Origin of the sequence: Devosia sp. ZW T5_3 (genome assembly GCF_044987315.1) — a bacterium.
Classification (GTDB): domain Bacteria; phylum Pseudomonadota; class Alphaproteobacteria; order Rhizobiales; family Devosiaceae; genus Devosia.
In genome coordinates this window covers 189,712-205,664 of the sequence record NZ_JBJDRE010000008.1, presented here as the reverse complement: position 1 = coordinate 205,664, position 15,953 = coordinate 189,712, and the positions used below count along the sequence as shown (strand labels likewise).

Sequence of the window (15,953 nt, the reverse complement as noted above, 5' to 3'; positions counted from 1 at the left end):
CCCGGAGCGTCTGTCTGGACTGGCGCACGGGTATGGAACAGCTCCACCCCCGCAGCAAACCCGACCTTAGACTAAGGAATACCCCACCCATGATGCCGGCAAGAATTTTCATCGACTTCCCCGGCCTGCCCGCTAGTGTCGTGCGCAATCCCATCGCGAAGAAATCCCGAATATGAAAATCCTCGTCCTCGGCTCCGGCGTCATCGGCACCACCACCGCCTATTATCTGGCCCGTGACGGTCACGAGGTTACCGTCATAGACCGCCAGCCCGGCCCGGCGCTTGAAACCAGTTTTGCCAATGCGGGGGAAATCTCGCCCGGCTATGCCTCGCCCTGGGCGGGGCCCGGCATTCCGCAAAAGGCCATCAAATGGCTGATGATGACCCATCCCCCGCTGATCCTGCGCGCCTCGCTCGATCCCGCCATGATCGAATGGATGCTGCGCATCCTCGCCAATTGCACACCCAAGGCCTATGCCATCAACAAGGCGCGCATGGTGCGCATCGCCGAATATAGCCGCGACCTGATGGTTGCGCTGCGGGCGGATACCGGTATCGCCTATGACGAGCGCATGCAGGGCACGTTGCAGCTGTTCCGCCAGCAAAAGCAGGTCGACGCCGCCCACAAGGATATCGAGGTGCTCGAGCAATATGGCGTGCCCTACCAGGTGCTCGACCGCGCCGGCTGCATCGCCGCCGAACCTGGCCTTGCTGATTCACCCGCCCCGATAGCCGGCGGCCTGCGCCTGCCGCATGACGAAACCGGCGATTGCTTCATCTTCACCAATAAGCTCGCCGACATGGCGAAGGCTTTGGGCGTCGAGTTCCGTTTCAACACCACAATCGACGCCATCGAACAGCAGGGCGACCGCATCACCGCGGTCAAGACCAGCGCCGGCACGCTGGCCGCCGATCATTACGTGCTGGCCATGGGCAGCTTCACCCCGCTCCTCGCCAAAACCATCGGCCTCAAGCTGCCCATCTATCCGGTCAAGGGCTATTCCATCACCGCCCCGATCAGCGACGCGGACAAGGCTCCGGTCTCCACCGTGCTCGACGAAAGCTACAAGATCGCCATCACCCGCCTGGGCGACCGCATCCGCGTCGGCGGCATGGCCGAACTCTCCGGCTACAATAACCGGCTCGATCCCAAGCGCCGCGACACGCTGGCCCACTGCGTCAACGACCTGTTCCCCGGCGCCGGCGACACGGCTTCAGCCAGTTTCTGGACCGGCATGCGGCCGATGACGCCCGATGGCACCCCGGTTCTGGGCCGCGCCAGACACGCCAATCTCTTCATCAATGCCGGTCACGGCACGTTGGGCTGGACCATGGCCTGCGGCTCCGGCCGCGCCATTGCCGATCTCATCGCCGGCAAAAAGCCCGAAATCGACATGAAGGACCTCGGCCCCGAGCGCTATGCCTGAGTTTTCTCTGCCGGCGGCTCCACCGCACCCCGCCGCTGCAGCCAGAAGGCAACCAGGCTACAGCCCAGCGCCCAGGCGGCGCCCAGGCACCAACCCGCCAGCACGTCGCTGGGGAAATGCACCCCCATATAGAGCCGGCTGACGCCCACGATCAGCGTCAGGAAGATCGCCGCCCCGATGGCAAAGATGCGCAGGGCCCGCGTCGGCGCCACCTGCGCCAGGATGGCCCCCAGCGTCAGAAACGTCACCGCCGACAACATGGCATGGCCGCTGGGAAAACTGGCGGTGAACTGATGCGAAGAGGTCACCAGGTCCGGCCGCGGCCGGTCATAGCCCATTTTGAGCACGGTGCTGAGCACGGTCCCGCCCAACACCGAAACCAGCACCAGCAGCGCCATGCCCCGCATCCGCGCCAGCACCAGATAGATCACGACCCCCAAGACCAGCAGGCCCAGGATCGCAAAGCTTCCCAGCGCCGTCACGTCGCGCACCATTTCCTGCACCCAGGGCGGCCCGATGACCTGATCGATATTGGCCTTGTCGCGAAATAGCATCAGAATGGCGCGGTCAAACGCCTCCGTTTCCCCTTCCAGCATTTCATCGGCCAGCCGCAAAAATCCCAGGATCAGCCCGCTGACTAGCGCAATGCCGCTCAGCAGCAGCGCCTCGGCTTTTACGAAATCGCGCAGGGCCCGATAGGGCCGGGAACGGATAAAGTTTTGCAGCATAGAGTGAAATCGTCTCCGCTAGGGCCGGCAAGCCAACGCCGGCCAGCTTGCTATGTTCCTCAACTTTAGCGCAAGGCTGAACCAATAGGCATGCGCGCCCGTTACCTAGAGGCCAATCATCCCAGCTTTGTGAGCCGCATGCCCACGCGAACCTTTCACGTCATCTTCAATGCCAATGCTGGTACGGCCCTCGCCACCGGCATCACCGAAGCCGCGCTCGCCGAAATGTTCGCCAGCAACGGGCTGACCGCAACGATCGATGCCGATGCCGACCGCCCAATGCCCGAACGTATCGAGCAGGCTTTAGCGAGCGATGCCGACACCATCGTGGCCGCCGGCGGCGACGGCACCATCACCGCCCTGTGCGGCCCCATCCTCGGCACCGGCAAGTCGCTGGCCATCCTGCCTCTGGGCACGGTCAATGCCCTCGCCAAGGATCTGCGCATTCCCCTCGATACACCGGCCGCCGTGGCGGCCCTTGCCGATGGCATCGAGCAGCAGATCGATGTGGGCGAGGTCAATGGCCGCTTCTTCCTGCACAAAGTGGTCATCGGCACCATTCCCGGCCTGGCCGCCGGCCGCGAATATATCCGCACCATGCCCGGCGTGTCCCCCAAGCTCGGCTTCATGCGCTATGTCTTCCGCCGGCTCCAGCGCACCCGCCGCATCGCCATCGCCATCGATGCCGATGACAAAGGCAAGCCCCGGGTGGAGCGCGTGCAGGCCGTGGCCGTGGCCAGCAATTCCTATGATGAAGGCTTTGGCCGCATCCTTGCCCGCGAGCGCCTCGATGGCGGCACCCTCACTCTTTACGTGCTCAAGCGCCTGACCTTTGTCGATTTCTTCCGCCTGGCCAGCGGCATGCTGCTCGGCCGCTGGCACCAGGATCAGGCGCTGGACGTGCAAAGCGTTGGCGCCGTGACCATCACCAGCCACAAGGGCTTGCTCAAGGTCATGTTCGATGGCGAGGTGGAGACTCTGACCACGCCACTGCATTTCACCATTCACCCCAAGGCCCTGACCGTGCTGGCCCCGCCACCCCTGCCCGATACCTCAGCCCCCGCAGACGAGGCCGTGCGCGCATGAAACTGGTCCACCTGTCTGACCTGCATTTCGGCCATCACGACGCGGAAGCGGCCGCGGGCCTTGCGGCCGACATTACCGGGCTTGCGCCCGATCTCATCGTCATCAGCGGCGATTTCACCCAGATCGGCAGCAAGGATGAATTCATCGAAGCGCGCGCCTTTCTCGATACGCTCAAGGCGCCGATCTTTGCCGTGCCGGGCAATCACGATGTGCCCGCGGTCAATATCCTGCGCCGCTTCCTCAATCCCTATGGCTTTTACCGCCGCTACATCGCCCGTGACCTTGAACCCTTCCTCGAAATGGGCGGGGTGGCCCTCTTGGGCATGCGCACCTCGCGCCGGGCGCGGCTGGAATGGAATTGGGGCCATGGCAGCATTTCCCGCGGCCAGCTCGAGGATCTCGAAACCCGTTTCGCCCAGGCTTCGCCCGACGCCATCCGGGTCATCGTCGCGCACCATCCGCTGCTCTTTCCCACCGAACCCATGCTGCAAAAGACCAAGCGGGTGAAGCGGGCCGACGAAGCGCTGGAAACCTTCGCCCGCCTTGGCGTGCGCCTCGTCCTCTCGGGGCATTTTCACCTGTCCTATGTGCGCAAGCACCACGCCCAGGGCACCACCAACCAGGGCGCACCCACGGGCCTGCGGAAATCGGCCGTGGCGCCCATCCTCGTCGCCCAGGCCTCTTCGACCATCTCGACCCGCCTGCGCGGCGAGCCGAACGCCTACAACATCATCACCATCACGCCCGAGCGCATCGCCATCACCGTGCGCGAATGGCGGGGCCAGCAATGGGTCACCCGCGAAAAGGAATCCGAGCCGGTCTGAGCTCTCAGGCCGGCTGCACCTCGCCTTGCTGGTCCCCCTCGTCCCGCTTGGGCGGTGGAAACGCCAGCGCCATGGCCGCGGCGGCAATGCCCACGGCGGCCGAGGCCACATAGAGCCAGTGATAGCTGCCGAAATTGTCATAGAGCCAGCCGCCACCCACCGGTCCAAACGCCATGCCGATGCTCGAGGTCATCGTCGCCGCGCCCAGCACCGTGCCCATCACATGGGGCCCGAAATAATCGCGCGCCAGCACCGCATAAAGCGGCATTACCCCGCCATAGGCCATGCCCAGCACCACGGCCAGCATGTAGAAATGCTCCAGCTGCGTCACATAAATATAGGTGTAGATGCCCAATGCCTGCAGCACGAGCCCGGCCACCAGCACCCGGCGCACCCCGAGCCGATCGGCCAGCACGCCAAAGATCAGCCGGCCGAACAGCCCCGCCACCCCTTCCACGCTATAAATGCTCGCCGCCGCCAGCGACGACGCCCCGCAGATCATGGCATAGCTCACGGTGTGGAAGATCGGCCCGGAATGGGCCGCGCAGCACAAAAAGAACGTCGCGGCCAGAACGACAAATTGCGGCGTCCGCAATGCGCTGGCGGCAGCAGACGGCCGGCGTTCGATGGCAACGCCATCACCGGCCAGAACCGGCGCTTCGACCAGTGCTGGCGCCCGGCGAATAAGCAGGCTTGCCGGCAGCACGATGATCACCGCGCCGATGGCAATCGCCAGCATGGCGCTGCGCCAGCCATAATTGGCGATCAACACGCTGGCAAAGGGCGTGATGACCATCGGCGCCACCCCGCCGCCCACCGAGACCAGCGAGACGGCGAGGCTCCGATGCTTATCGAACCAGCCGACCGTCGCCGCCATGATCGGCGCAAAGAAGGCGCCCCCGGATGCCCCGACCAATCCGCCATAGGCAAACTGGAACACCAATAGATCAGTGGCGCGGCTGGCCAGCACCAGCCCGGCGCCCAACAACAGCGCGGCCATAAATACGACCGGCCTCGCCCCGATCCGGTCGCTCAGCGCGCCCCAGCCGAACCCGGCAACGCCCATGACGATGAACCCCAAAGTCATGGCGCCCGAAATCCCGGCGCGCGTCCAGCCCGTCTCCTCGGCAATCGGCTGCAGATAGACCGGCAGGGCGAACATCGCCCCCATCGCCACGCAGGTGATGACAGCGCCCGCTGCCACCACAACCCAACCATATCGCTCGTTCACTTTCCCGCTCCTCTCCAAACACCTGCCCTATCGACGAGCGGGCAAACAGCGGTTCGACTGGAAAGAGAGAAATACTTCGGCGGCTGGTTTGGGCTAGGCTCGCGGGCGGCTCACCCCCGGGCGGAGGGCGACCTTGCCTCCGCAGAGCGGTCCTTGCCACAGCTTGGATCGGCACAGATCTTGCGGATGGCCGTGTTCAGCCCCTCACGCATCGCCTGCGTCATCGCCAGCGCATATTCGAGCATCCAGCGGCCCTGGGAACTGCTGGAACTTTGCGACAGCATGGCCTCCAGCCGCCCCACTTCGTCATCGAGATGCTGCTGGCGCGCCTCGATATTGGCCACCACCACTTCGCGTGGCGCCAGATGGGCAAAGCGCAGGAAATGCAGGAACGAGCTCTGGAACTTGTCCTTGGCCAAGGGCTCCCGCAACCCCGCCATGAAGGCCTGCCTTCCCGCTTCGGTAATCCGATAGACCTTGCGGCTGGGTCTGCCGACTTGCTCCTCGATCTCAAAGCCCACCAGGCCCTTGGCTTCGAGCTTGGCCAGAGCCGGATAGATCGCCCCGATGCTGGCATCGGCAAACCACGCCGCCTCGCCCTCGCTGAAATGCCGGCGGATGTCATAGCCGGTCGCTTCACCCTCATAGAGGATCGACAGGCACAATTGTTCAACAGTCAAAGCACTCGCCTTTCCCATTCCGGAATAGGGTAAAGGCAGGGACGGTTTGCGCCGCCCCTGCCCCTTGCTGGCCGAGGGTCACTCCGCCGGTGCGGCGACCGCAGCGGAATCGTCCGTCTTGGACTTTTCCTGCTTTTTGCGATCGCCGAAAATCCGCATCACGAAGACGAAGAAGACCGGCACGAACAACACGCTGAGTACGGTTGCCGAGATCATCCCGCCCATCACCGCAGTGCCGATGGCGTTCTGGCTGGCCGCGCTGGCGCCCGTGGCAATGGCCAGCGGCACCACGCCCAGGGTAAAGGCCAGCGACGTCATCAGGATCGGCCGGAAGCGGAGCTTGGAGGCTTCGATGGTCGCCTGCAGCAGCGGCATGCCCTGGGCTCGCAGATCCTTGGCAAACTCGATGATCAGGATGGCGTTTTTCGCCGAGAGCCCGATGATCGTGATCAACCCGACCTTGAAGTAGACGTCATTGGGCATGTCGCGCAGCGACACGGCAATCACCGATCCCAGCACCCCCAGCGGCACCACGAGCATCACCGAAAGCGGGATCGACCAGCTTTCATACAGCGCTGCCAGCAGCAGGAAGACGAAGATGACGATGAGGCCAACCAGCAGGGGCGCTTGCGAGCCGGACTGGATTTCCTCCAGCGACTGCCCGGTCCATTCATAGCCAAAGCCATTGGGCAATTCGCCCACCAGCCGTTCCATCTCGGCAATGGCGTCGCCCGATGAATAGCCCGGTGCTGCCGCCCCGCCGATGCGGACCGCCGGATAGCCGTTATAGCCGACCACCTGGGACGAGCCGCGCTGCCATTCCGCCGTCGCAAAGGACGACAGGGGTACCATGCCGCCCGAACTATTGGGCACATCCAGCTTGAGCAGGTCATCGACCTGCATGCGCTGGTCCTGGTCCGCCTGCACGGTCACTCGCTGCATCCGCCCTGCATTGGGGAAGTCGTTGGCGTAGGACGAGCCCAGATTGGACGAGATCGTCGCATTGATCGCCGCAAAGGTCACGCCCAGCGTATTGGCCTTTTCGCGGTCGATCACCAGATTCACCTGCGCAGCCGCTGGCATGCCTTCGACGCGCAGACCTGCCAGGATCGGGCTTTGCGATGCCGCAGCCATCAATTGATCGCTGCCCGCGAGCAGCGCCGCCTGGCCCAGCCCCGCACGATCCTGCAGGCGGAAGGTAAAGCCGCTCGAGGTCCCCAGGCCCTGGATAGCGGGCGGCGAGAGCGCGAAGGAGATCGCGTCCTTGAGCCCGAACAGCGCGCCATTGGCGCGGTTGGCAATCGCCTTCGCCGAATTATTGGCGTCGCGTTCGCTCCAGTCCTTGAAGGTGATGAAGGCCAGGCCCGCATTGTCGCCGGCGCCCGAAAAGCTGAAGCCATTGACCACGGCGGTGTTTTCGACGGCCGCTTCCTGGCCGAAGATTTGCTCCACCTGGTTGGCCACTTCGCGGGCCCGGTTGCTGCTGGCCTCGGGTGGCGCCTGCATGTCGACGATGACGAAACCCTGGTCCTCATTGGGCAGGAAGTCCGACGGCAATTGCAGGAAGCCCCAGCCCAGACCGACCAGCAAAGCCAGATAGACCACCATGAAGCGGCCGGTGCGGTTGATCAGCCAGCCAACGCCCCTGGAATAGCCATTGGTCGTGTTTTTCAGTCCGCGGTTGAACCAGCCGAACGGACCCTTCCGCTCGTGATGGCCCGGCTTGATGGGCTTGAGGAAGGTGGCGCATAGCGCCGGCGTCAGCGACAGGGCCAGGAATCCCGAGATCAGGATCGAGGCCACCATGGTGATGCTGAACTGTTGATAGATCACCCCGACTGCGCCGGGGAAGAAGGCCATGGGCACGAACACCGCCGACAGCACCAGCGTAATGCCGATAATGGCGCCGGTAATCTGCTTCATCGCCTTGCGCGTGGCGTCCCGGGGCGACAGCCCCTCCTCGGCCATGATGCGCTCGACATTCTCCACCACGACGATAGCGTCATCCACCAGAATGCCGATCGCCAGCACCATGGCGAACATGGTCAGAACGTTGATGGAAAATCCTGTCGCCAGCATGATGGCCAGCGTTCCCAGCAGCGCCACCGGCACCACCAGCGTCGGGATCAGCGTGTAGCGGAAGTTCTGCAGGAAAATGAACATCACGATAAAGACGAGGCCAATGGCCTCGACGAGTGTGTGCAGCACCTTCTCGATGGAGACTTCGACGAAGGGCGAGGTATCGTAGGGAATGGTATATTCCACGCCCGGCGGGAAGAACTCGGCCAGTTCCTCCATGCGATGGCGAACGCCCTCGGAGGTCGATAGCGCATTGCCCGACGGGGACAGCTGCACGGCCAGCGCCGCGGCGGGCTGCCCATTGATGCGGGTGGAGAAATTGTAGCTCTCCGCCCCCACTTCGATCCGCGCCACATCGCGCAGGCGAACCGAGGAGCCATCCGGATTGGCCCGCAGCACCACCGCGCCGAACTCTTCGGGCGAGCGCAATTGCCCGCTGACCAGCACCGTGGCCGACACCTGCTGGGTAATCGGATTGGGCTGTGCCCCGATCCGCCCGGCCGTAACCTGGGCATTCTGGGACTGGATCGCGGCGGTCACTTCCTGGGTAGTCAGGTTGAGGCTGCTCATCTTGTCGGGGTCGACCCAGACGCGCATGGCGCGCTGGGAGGCGAACAATTGCGCCCGCCCGACACCCTCGACCCGGCGGATTTCGCCCAGCACGTTGCGGCTGAGATAATCGCCCAGGCCCACGGCGTCGAGCGAGCCGTCGGTGGAGAGCAAGCCCACCAGCATCAGAAAGCCGCTGCCGGCTTCCTGCACCTGGATACCCTGCTGCGTCACGATCTGCGGCAGGCGCGATTCAACCCGGCGGACGGCATTCTGCACATCCGTCGCCGCCTGGCTCGATTCCGTGCCCGGCTCGAACGTGACGGTAACAGTCACCGAACCCGAGGAATCCGAGGTGGATTCGAAATACATGGCGCCTTCGACGCCGTTCATTTCCTCTTCGATCGGCCGGGTCACGCTTTGATACATGTCCTCGGGCGAAGCGCCCGGATAGACGGCGTTGATCGTGACCTGTGGCGGGGCCACATTGGGATATTGCGCGATTGGCAGCATCGGCAGGGCGATAATGCCCGCCAGCATGATGAAGATGGCCACGACCCATGCAAAGATGGGCCGGCCGATAAAGAATTGTGCCATAAAAAACGACCTTAGCTTGCGGGAGTTTCAGCAGCCTCAGCCGCGGCCACCGCTTCGGGTGGCGTCCATGGTTCTGGCGCGACCGGAGAGCCCGGCCGGATTTTCTGCACGCCCTCGACAACCACCCGGTCGCCGGCAATCAGGCCCTGCTCGATCACCGAGCGCGAGCCGATCGAGCGCCCGACAGTGACCGTGCGCAATTCCACGACATTGTCGGCGCCCACGATATAGAGCTGGGACTGCCCGCCCGCATCGCGCTGGATGGCCTGCTGCGGCACGGCAAAAGCGCCGCTTTGCACGCCCTGGTCCAGCAACACCCGCACATACATGCCGGGCAGCAGATTATCGTCGGGATTGGGGATTTCGGCGCGCAAGGTCACCTGGCCGGTGCTGGCATCGACCGCCGCACCCGAAAACAGCAGGCGCCCGGCATGGGCATAGGTGCTGTCATCGTCCATCAGCAGCTTGACGCTGGCTTCGCCCGGCGCCAGGCTGGCCAGGGTGCCGTCTTCGAGCGCCTTGCGCAGCCGCAGCATCTCGTTGGAGGGCTGGGTGAAATCCGCATAGACCGGGTCGAGCTGCTGGATGATGGCCAGGTTCTCCCCGCTGCCGGCATTGACCAGCGCCCCTTCGGTGACCAAGGCGCCCCCGATACGGCCCGAAATCGGTGCCTTGACCTCGGCATATTCAAGATTGAGCTTGGCCTGGGCCAAAGCCACTTCCGCCAGCGCCACATCGGCATTGGCTGACGCCAGGGCCGCTTCGGCCGTGTCGGCATTCTGCTCGGTGCCGATATTGCGTTCGCGCGAAGCGATGGCGCGGGCGGCCTGCTGGCGGGCCTGCGTCTGCTGCGCCAAAGCGCGGTCGCGGCTGGCCTGGGCGCTGTCGACCTGCAGCTGGAACGGCGCCGGGTCGATGCGGTAGAGCACATCGCCTTCCTCAACCGTGCTGCCCTGCTCGAACACGCGTTCGATGATGATGCCCGAAACGCGCGGGCGAACCTCGGCAATGCGGGTCGGGGCGATCCGGCCCGGCAATTGATTGGTGATCGCCAATTGCTCGGGTTTTGCCTCGACAAAGCTGACCGGCATCGGGGGTGGCGCGCCGGGGGCGGCCTGGGGCGCGCTGTTGGACTCGGTGCAGGCTGCAATAAAAGTCAGCAGCGCGAGCACGCTTGCAGCCTTGGCCAGGGAGCTAATCGCCTTCATGATGAATATCCAAATTTTGGCAGAACGGACAAAGGGAGGCCTACCCAGGCGCGCCTGATGGCGGTGGGACAGCCGGAACTACGGGAGATTGAGAAAGAGAATTAGGCTGGTGCGGGGCTATCACCCTGCGTCATTGCGATACGTTCGATTTCGGCGAGCAGCCCGGTAAACTCGGCCGGGGACCACTTGTGAAAACCCATCAAATGCATGGACCGCAGCCCCTCAAGCGCCAGCAGGGCGACCAGGGCCGCACGCGGATTTTCCGAAGTATCGGTCACTTTGGCCAGAGCCTGGTTCACGCTCGCCCGCACCAGGCATTGCAGATCTTCATCCTGGGCCAGCGCCGAACACAATTGCAGGGCGACCGGCTCGGCCTCTTCCCCCAGCCAACCTGCGGCAACCGCAATGCGCCCGCGAATCTCGGCATTCTTCTGCCCGTTCAGCTTGGCGACGGCGGCTTCGGTTTTCTTGTCTTCGGTCGCGATCTTGCGCTCGATGATCGCCTGGATCAGCGCATGCTTGCTCTTGCAGTCATAGAGCACGCTGCCCTTGCTGATGCCGGCCTCCGCGGCCACCGCATCAAGGGTCAGGTTTGACGCGCCATCGCGAATGACCACCCGTTCCCCGGCATCGAGAACTCGGTCGAGATCGATTGTCCTGGGGCGTGCCATGATACTGCGCTGGGGTTATTGACCGACTAGTCGGAAATTAATTGGGGCAAGCATCATTTGTCAAATGCGCTGACGGTGCAGCAGGCATGCAGCGACGGGCCTTCAATAATCCCGCGCGATGCTTACGGCCCGCATTCCGACGCTCTGGTGACAGATTCGGCGGCGCGGCACCGCCCAAAAGGCCAAGTGCCGCGCCTAAATCCGCCTAGCCCAGCGCCAATTGCGCCTGACAGATCCGATCGACCAGCGCATCGAACTCGCCCTTGGGCGGACGATTGGTCGCAAGGCGTTGCTTGAGATGCATGATCGGCTCGGCCAGGATCTCGTCAAGGCTTTGCGCGCAGCTGAAATCCCCCGCCACGCTCTTGACCTTGGAATTGTCGAAGATCGCCGTCCAGGCCTTATCCCCCACCAGCGGCCCCACCCATTCGGGGTTATACCGGATCAGCGTATCGGTCGGCACATGCACGATCCTGGCCTCGACGCCCAGCAGCCGGCCAATGGCCTTCTGGATATCGTCCCAGATATGGGCGCGATCATTGGTGATATGGAAAATCTCGTTCAAGGCCGCCGGCTTGCCGAACAGCCCGACAAACGGCACCGCGAAATCCACCGACCGGGTCAGCGTCCATGGCGTGTGGCCATCCCCCGCCACGATCGTGGGTTCCCCATCCAGCATGCGCCGCGCCATGATGTCGGCGTCGCCCATCATGATGGGCAGGCCGGTGCGCACGGTGTGGCTGGGGCGGACAATGGTCCAGTCCAGCTCTTGCGTCCCCTTGAGCAGGTCTTCGCAGGCAATCTTGGCCTGGCTATAGGGCCAATATGGGTTAACCGCCGGGGTCTGCTCGGTGATCACATAATGGCGCGCCGGCTTTTCGTAGACCGAGGCCGACGAGATGAAGACATATTGCCCGCAATGGCCGGAAAACACCTCGATATCCCGCGCCACCTGATCGGGCGTGAACGCGATGAACTGGCACACCACATCATACCTGGCCTTGGCCAATTCGGCATAGTCCGGCCCGCCAAGCTCGCCGATGATCGAGGTCACCCCCGCCGGCAGCGCCCCGCCCCTTTTGCCCCGATTATAGACGCTGACCTGATGCCCCGCTGCCACCGCCCGCTCGACGCAGGGATAGGAAATCTGCCCCGTACCACCAATAAAAAGCACGCTCATCGCCATTGAAAAGACCTCGGTTTCAAAAATCGTCAGCCATCATTATCAATAATGGTAACGCGAAACGCCTCGTCCGTCTCCCTCAACGGCGTTATGTCGGCGTACTGCCGATCCTGACCACATTGTCGTCCGCAGCAATGACGCTGAGCCGGTGGGTGATGGCGATAATGGTGACCTCGTCACGGAGGCGGCGCAATTGGTCCATGATGTCTTTTTCGGTTTCCGCATCGAGCGCCGAGCTTGCTTCGTCCAGCAGCACGATGGCCGGATCGGCATAGAGCGCACGGGCAATGGCGATGCGCTGGCGTTCCCCGCCCGAGAGCTTGAGGCCCCGTTCGCCGACCATTGTTTGAAAGCCGGATTCAAGACCTTCGATGAAGCCCAGAATGGCGGCGCGTTCGGCGGCCCGCCGCAGCCGGGCCTGCTCGAACGGGCGGCCGAGCACGATGTTGGTCGCCAGACTATCGTTCAACAGCACGATGTCCTGCGGCACCGCCGCGACATGGGCAAACCAGTCGGCGCGCGCGATGGAACCCAGATCCACCCCATCGATGGTGATGCTGCCGGTGGCGGGACGCATGGCTTTCAGCAGCAGCTTGAAGAGCGTGGATTTGCCCGAGCCGGTATCGCCGGTAATATAGGTAATGGTCCCGCGCCGGGCCCTGAAATTCACCCCGCAAACCCCGCGGCCATTGCCGTAGAGATAGGACACGTCGGTGAACGCGATAACGCCTTCGGTCACCGCAAAGCTGCGCGTGCTGTCCGGATCGTCATGGCTCTCGGCCTGCCACATGCGGGCAAAGGGCACAAAGTTGGAATAGGATTGGGCAAATTGCTGGATCGCCTGGCCCATCATCTGGAAGGGAATGTTGAGCTGGAGCAGCAGCGTATTGAACAGCACGAGATCCCCGACCGTCAGCTCGCCCGCCGCAACGCGCGGCACCAGCAGCCAAAGGGTGATGGCAAACTGGGCGGTGAGCGCCAGACCGAAGACGAAAGCATAGCGCACCTGGATCATCGCATAGCGGCCGAAGGCGTCCAGAACCGTGCGCTCCCGATCGTTGAATTGGCCGATCATCCAGCGGTCGGACTGGAACTGGCGCAGGGTGTCCATCGAGGAAATTGCGTTACCGACGAAGCGCGAACTGGCCTGGGATTGCTCGATGGCTTCGTCCAGGTGGGGCCGCGTTACCGAGGCGGCGCGGGTAACGAGCGCCACATAGACCACGCCATAGCCCAGAACAATCAGCGCGATATCCAGATCCAGCACGGTGCCCAACAGGCCAAGGGCGAGGATGAGCTGGGCGATGCTGGGAAGCACGGCGGCGAGGGCAAACTGCACCACGATATTGAGCGCGCTGGCGCCCTTCTGCTGGGCGCTCTCGATCTCGGCGGGGTTGTGCTCGAGAAAAAAGTCTGAGGTTTTCTCGAGCAGCCGGGCAAAGAACGAGGTCGAGGTGACAAAGTTGAGGCTCTCCGACGTCATGAAGGTCAGAAAGCTCGACATGCGCTGGAACGTGTAGGCGGCCCCCATCAGCACGGCATAGGCCATGAAGGCCCAAAGCAGGTCGCCGGCCATTGACGCCGACGTGAGTTGATCGATCAGGCGGGAAAACAGGTATGGCGCGCTGATAGAGGTAAGCGTACCCAGCAGGGTGGTGACGAGCACGGCCAACAACACCAGCCGGGCGGTCTTGAGATAGTTCGAAAGGATCGTCTGCAGCGGCGGGGAAATCAGGGGCAAGTCGAATTTCAAGGTCGCTTTCTCCCCTCGCCAGGACTGCAAGCCTAAGCGATTCGGCGAGCGGGGAGGAAATAACGACCGGCCGATCGACCCGGCAACCGCCCCATTGCGGACGCCGGCCGCTTGGCCGATGCTCCCCCAAAGCTGCCATGTTCGATCGGAAAGGGAGTCCCGCTTATGGCTGAAGCTGTCGTCAATCTTGATACGCTGCCGCTCAAACCGGACATTGTGGGCACGCGCTTCGCCAACCAATACGCGGAAATCGGCACCGCGCTCGGCCTTAAGGCCCTGGGCGCCAATTATCTCGTTGTTCCGCCCGGCAAGACCTCCATGCCGTTCCATCGCCACCACACGTCCGATGAACTGTTCTTCATTCTTTCGGGCAAGGGTGAATACCGCTTCGGCGATGACCGCATTCCGGTGCGCCAGGGCGATTGCCTGGGCGCTCCGGCGGCCGGGGCGGCCCATCAGCTCATCAATACCGGCAGCGAGCCGCTGCGCTATCTGGCGCTGTCCAACAATACCAATGCCGAAGTGATCGAATATCCCGACAGCGGCCGCGTCCGCGTGGATGTCGGTCTCTCCGGATTCCACCGCTACGATGGCACCTTCAAGCAAGGCGGCCGGCTGACCCCGCTCGGCTATTGGGAGGGAGAAAATATCGACGACGCGGATAGTCCGGCGGACTGAACAAAACCGATCCAGCGGCCGGAACGGCGGTTTTGACCCGCAGCGTTCCGGGGACGCGATCGGCTTGCTCAGTGCATCGCGTCGGATTGGGGATATTCGAGCTGCATGGCGACCACATTTTTTGTGCCCTCGCCATATCGGTCGGCGATCGCCGCAAGGCCCTGATCCAGCGCCGCGGCGGGGCTCTGGCCCGAAGATATCGAGACCTTGTCTGCCGCCGGCCAATCCTGCATGTTCCGGTCGGGCAGGATGGACAGCCCATTGGCCGTCACGACCGGCGCCATCGAAGCCGCGAACGTCGTCGCGTGGGACCGATAGGTCCGCGACCAGGCATCGGCCACCAGTGCCAGCGAGACCTCGTCCATTCCCGGCTCCAGAGCAATGCCGAACTCGTCGCGGTTCCAGAAGGCGAGCGTATTGGCAAGCACGGTGGTGGCGAACGGTCTTGTGAACCGGAATGCGCTGCTCGCATGCCGCGTATCCCAATACTCAAGCCCGAGGTCACGCGCCGCCGCACTGGCCTTTTGCCGGCCGGCAATGGCCTCGATCAGCGTCAGCATCATGGGCATGGATGCGGTGATACCGGTGGTCGTCACGACATTGCCGTCGGCCACGAAGCGCCGGTCGGCGACATAGTCGATCGTCGGGTTGCGCTGCAGCAATTGGCGCAGATAATACCAATGCGTCGTAGCGCGCTTGCCATCGAGCAGGCCGGCCGCGCCGACCACTTTGGCCCCCGCGCAAACGCCGATGATGATGGCCCCTTTGGCCGATTGCTGCTGCAGCCAGGCCAGAACTGCCGGATCGTCATCCCGGCTCATCGCCGGCACGATTACATAGTCCGCCCCGTCCAAATGCGCCGCGTCGAATGCGGCAATAGTGGCATCGGGCTCGACCTTGAGCGCGGGATAGAGCTGCACCGAACCCGGACCGGTTGCCAGCATCAGCACATCGGCAATGTCGGCCCGCCGCAGAATTCCGGTCGGTATGAGGTAATCAGTCGTCTCGGTCGCGTCATTGAGCCCGATCACGGCAATCAGCGGCCGCTCGGCACTGGCGGGCCGCAGCGTCTCGAGCATGGCGGCCGTCTCAGCCTCCGGCACCGGCGGCGCCGAGGCCCCGCCCCCTGCCGGCAGGGATGCCAGCCAGAGGCCAAAGCCGCCGGCCCCCAGTATGGCAATACCGAGCAATGCCCATGCCGCGACCACACGTTTCCGCACGCCACTCTCCTGCGCTGAACCGCATCTTGACGACAGCCTA

General features: G+C 63.6%; 13 protein-coding genes. 4 read left to right on the top strand and 9 right to left on the bottom strand.

Going from position 1 to position 15,953, the window contains the following annotated elements:
* Nucleotides 1-172 precede the first annotated feature (172 nt).
* Nucleotides 173-1,426: a D-amino acid dehydrogenase gene (locus tag ACI3KW_RS12340; protein WP_404848324.1), complete on the top strand. Its 1,254-nt coding sequence runs from the start codon at nucleotides 173-175 to the stop codon at nucleotides 1,424-1,426.
* Here the strand turns inward: ACI3KW_RS12340 and ACI3KW_RS12335 are convergent.
* Nucleotides 1,417-2,154: a phosphatase PAP2 family protein gene (locus ACI3KW_RS12335; RefSeq protein WP_404848323.1), complete on the bottom strand. Its 738-nt coding sequence runs from the start codon at nucleotides 2,152-2,154 to the stop codon at nucleotides 1,417-1,419. The genes ACI3KW_RS12340 and ACI3KW_RS12335 overlap by 10 nt on opposite strands.
* Before the next feature lie 138 nt (nucleotides 2,155-2,292).
* Here ACI3KW_RS12335 and ACI3KW_RS12330 point away from each other — a divergent pair, with 138 nt between their 5' ends.
* Nucleotides 2,293-3,240, top strand: coding sequence for a diacylglycerol/lipid kinase family protein (locus tag ACI3KW_RS12330; RefSeq protein WP_404848322.1), 948 nt, complete (start codon nucleotides 2,293-2,295; stop codon nucleotides 3,238-3,240).
* Nucleotides 3,237-4,064: a metallophosphoesterase gene (locus ACI3KW_RS12325; protein WP_113119958.1), complete on the top strand. Its 828-nt coding sequence runs from the start codon at nucleotides 3,237-3,239 to the stop codon at nucleotides 4,062-4,064. The genes ACI3KW_RS12330 and ACI3KW_RS12325 overlap by 4 nt, the downstream gene beginning before the upstream one ends.
* A gap of 4 nt (nucleotides 4,065-4,068) precedes the next feature.
* On the opposite strand, the gene ACI3KW_RS12320 is transcribed toward ACI3KW_RS12325, so the two are convergent.
* From ACI3KW_RS12320 to ACI3KW_RS12290, 7 genes are all read right to left on the bottom strand, one after another.
* Entirely contained in the window at nucleotides 4,069-5,295 is a 1,227-nt protein-coding gene (locus ACI3KW_RS12320; protein WP_404848321.1) for an MFS transporter, read from the bottom strand.
* A 110-nt stretch (nucleotides 5,296-5,405) separates the two neighbouring features.
* Complete coding sequence (locus ACI3KW_RS12315; RefSeq protein ID WP_404848320.1) at nucleotides 5,406-5,975, bottom strand: PadR family transcriptional regulator; 570 nt, start codon at nucleotides 5,973-5,975, stop codon at nucleotides 5,406-5,408.
* Nucleotides 5,976-6,053: 78 nt separating this feature from the next.
* Entirely contained in the window at nucleotides 6,054-9,200 is a 3,147-nt protein-coding gene (locus tag ACI3KW_RS12310; RefSeq protein ID WP_404848319.1) for a multidrug efflux RND transporter permease subunit, read from the bottom strand.
* A gap of 11 nt (nucleotides 9,201-9,211) precedes the next feature.
* The gene (locus tag ACI3KW_RS12305; protein ID WP_113119962.1) at nucleotides 9,212-10,408 is read right to left on the bottom strand and encodes an efflux RND transporter periplasmic adaptor subunit; all 1,197 of its coding nucleotides are present in this window, start codon (nucleotides 10,406-10,408) and stop codon (nucleotides 9,212-9,214) included.
* Between the two features lie 101 nt (nucleotides 10,409-10,509).
* Nucleotides 10,510-11,079, bottom strand: coding sequence for a TetR/AcrR family transcriptional regulator (locus ACI3KW_RS12300; RefSeq protein ID WP_404848318.1), 570 nt, complete (start codon nucleotides 11,077-11,079; stop codon nucleotides 10,510-10,512).
* Between the two features lie 205 nt (nucleotides 11,080-11,284).
* The gene (locus ACI3KW_RS12295) at nucleotides 11,285-12,265 is read right to left on the bottom strand and encodes an SDR family oxidoreductase (RefSeq protein WP_404848317.1); all 981 of its coding nucleotides are present in this window, start codon (nucleotides 12,263-12,265) and stop codon (nucleotides 11,285-11,287) included.
* Nucleotides 12,266-12,350: 85 nt separating this feature from the next.
* The gene (locus ACI3KW_RS12290) at nucleotides 12,351-14,015 is read right to left on the bottom strand and encodes an ABC transporter ATP-binding protein (protein WP_404848316.1); all 1,665 of its coding nucleotides are present in this window, start codon (nucleotides 14,013-14,015) and stop codon (nucleotides 12,351-12,353) included.
* Between the two features lie 165 nt (nucleotides 14,016-14,180).
* Here ACI3KW_RS12290 and ACI3KW_RS12285 point away from each other — a divergent pair, with 165 nt between their 5' ends.
* Nucleotides 14,181-14,693, top strand: a complete 513-nt coding sequence (locus ACI3KW_RS12285) for a cupin domain-containing protein (RefSeq protein WP_404848315.1) — start codon at nucleotides 14,181-14,183, stop codon at nucleotides 14,691-14,693.
* A 68-nt stretch (nucleotides 14,694-14,761) separates the two neighbouring features.
* Here ACI3KW_RS12285 and ACI3KW_RS12280 read toward each other — a convergent pair whose 3' ends face one another.
* Nucleotides 14,762-15,913: a DJ-1/PfpI family protein gene (locus tag ACI3KW_RS12280; protein WP_404848314.1), complete on the bottom strand. Its 1,152-nt coding sequence runs from the start codon at nucleotides 15,911-15,913 to the stop codon at nucleotides 14,762-14,764.
* Nucleotides 15,914-15,953 lie beyond the last annotated feature (40 nt).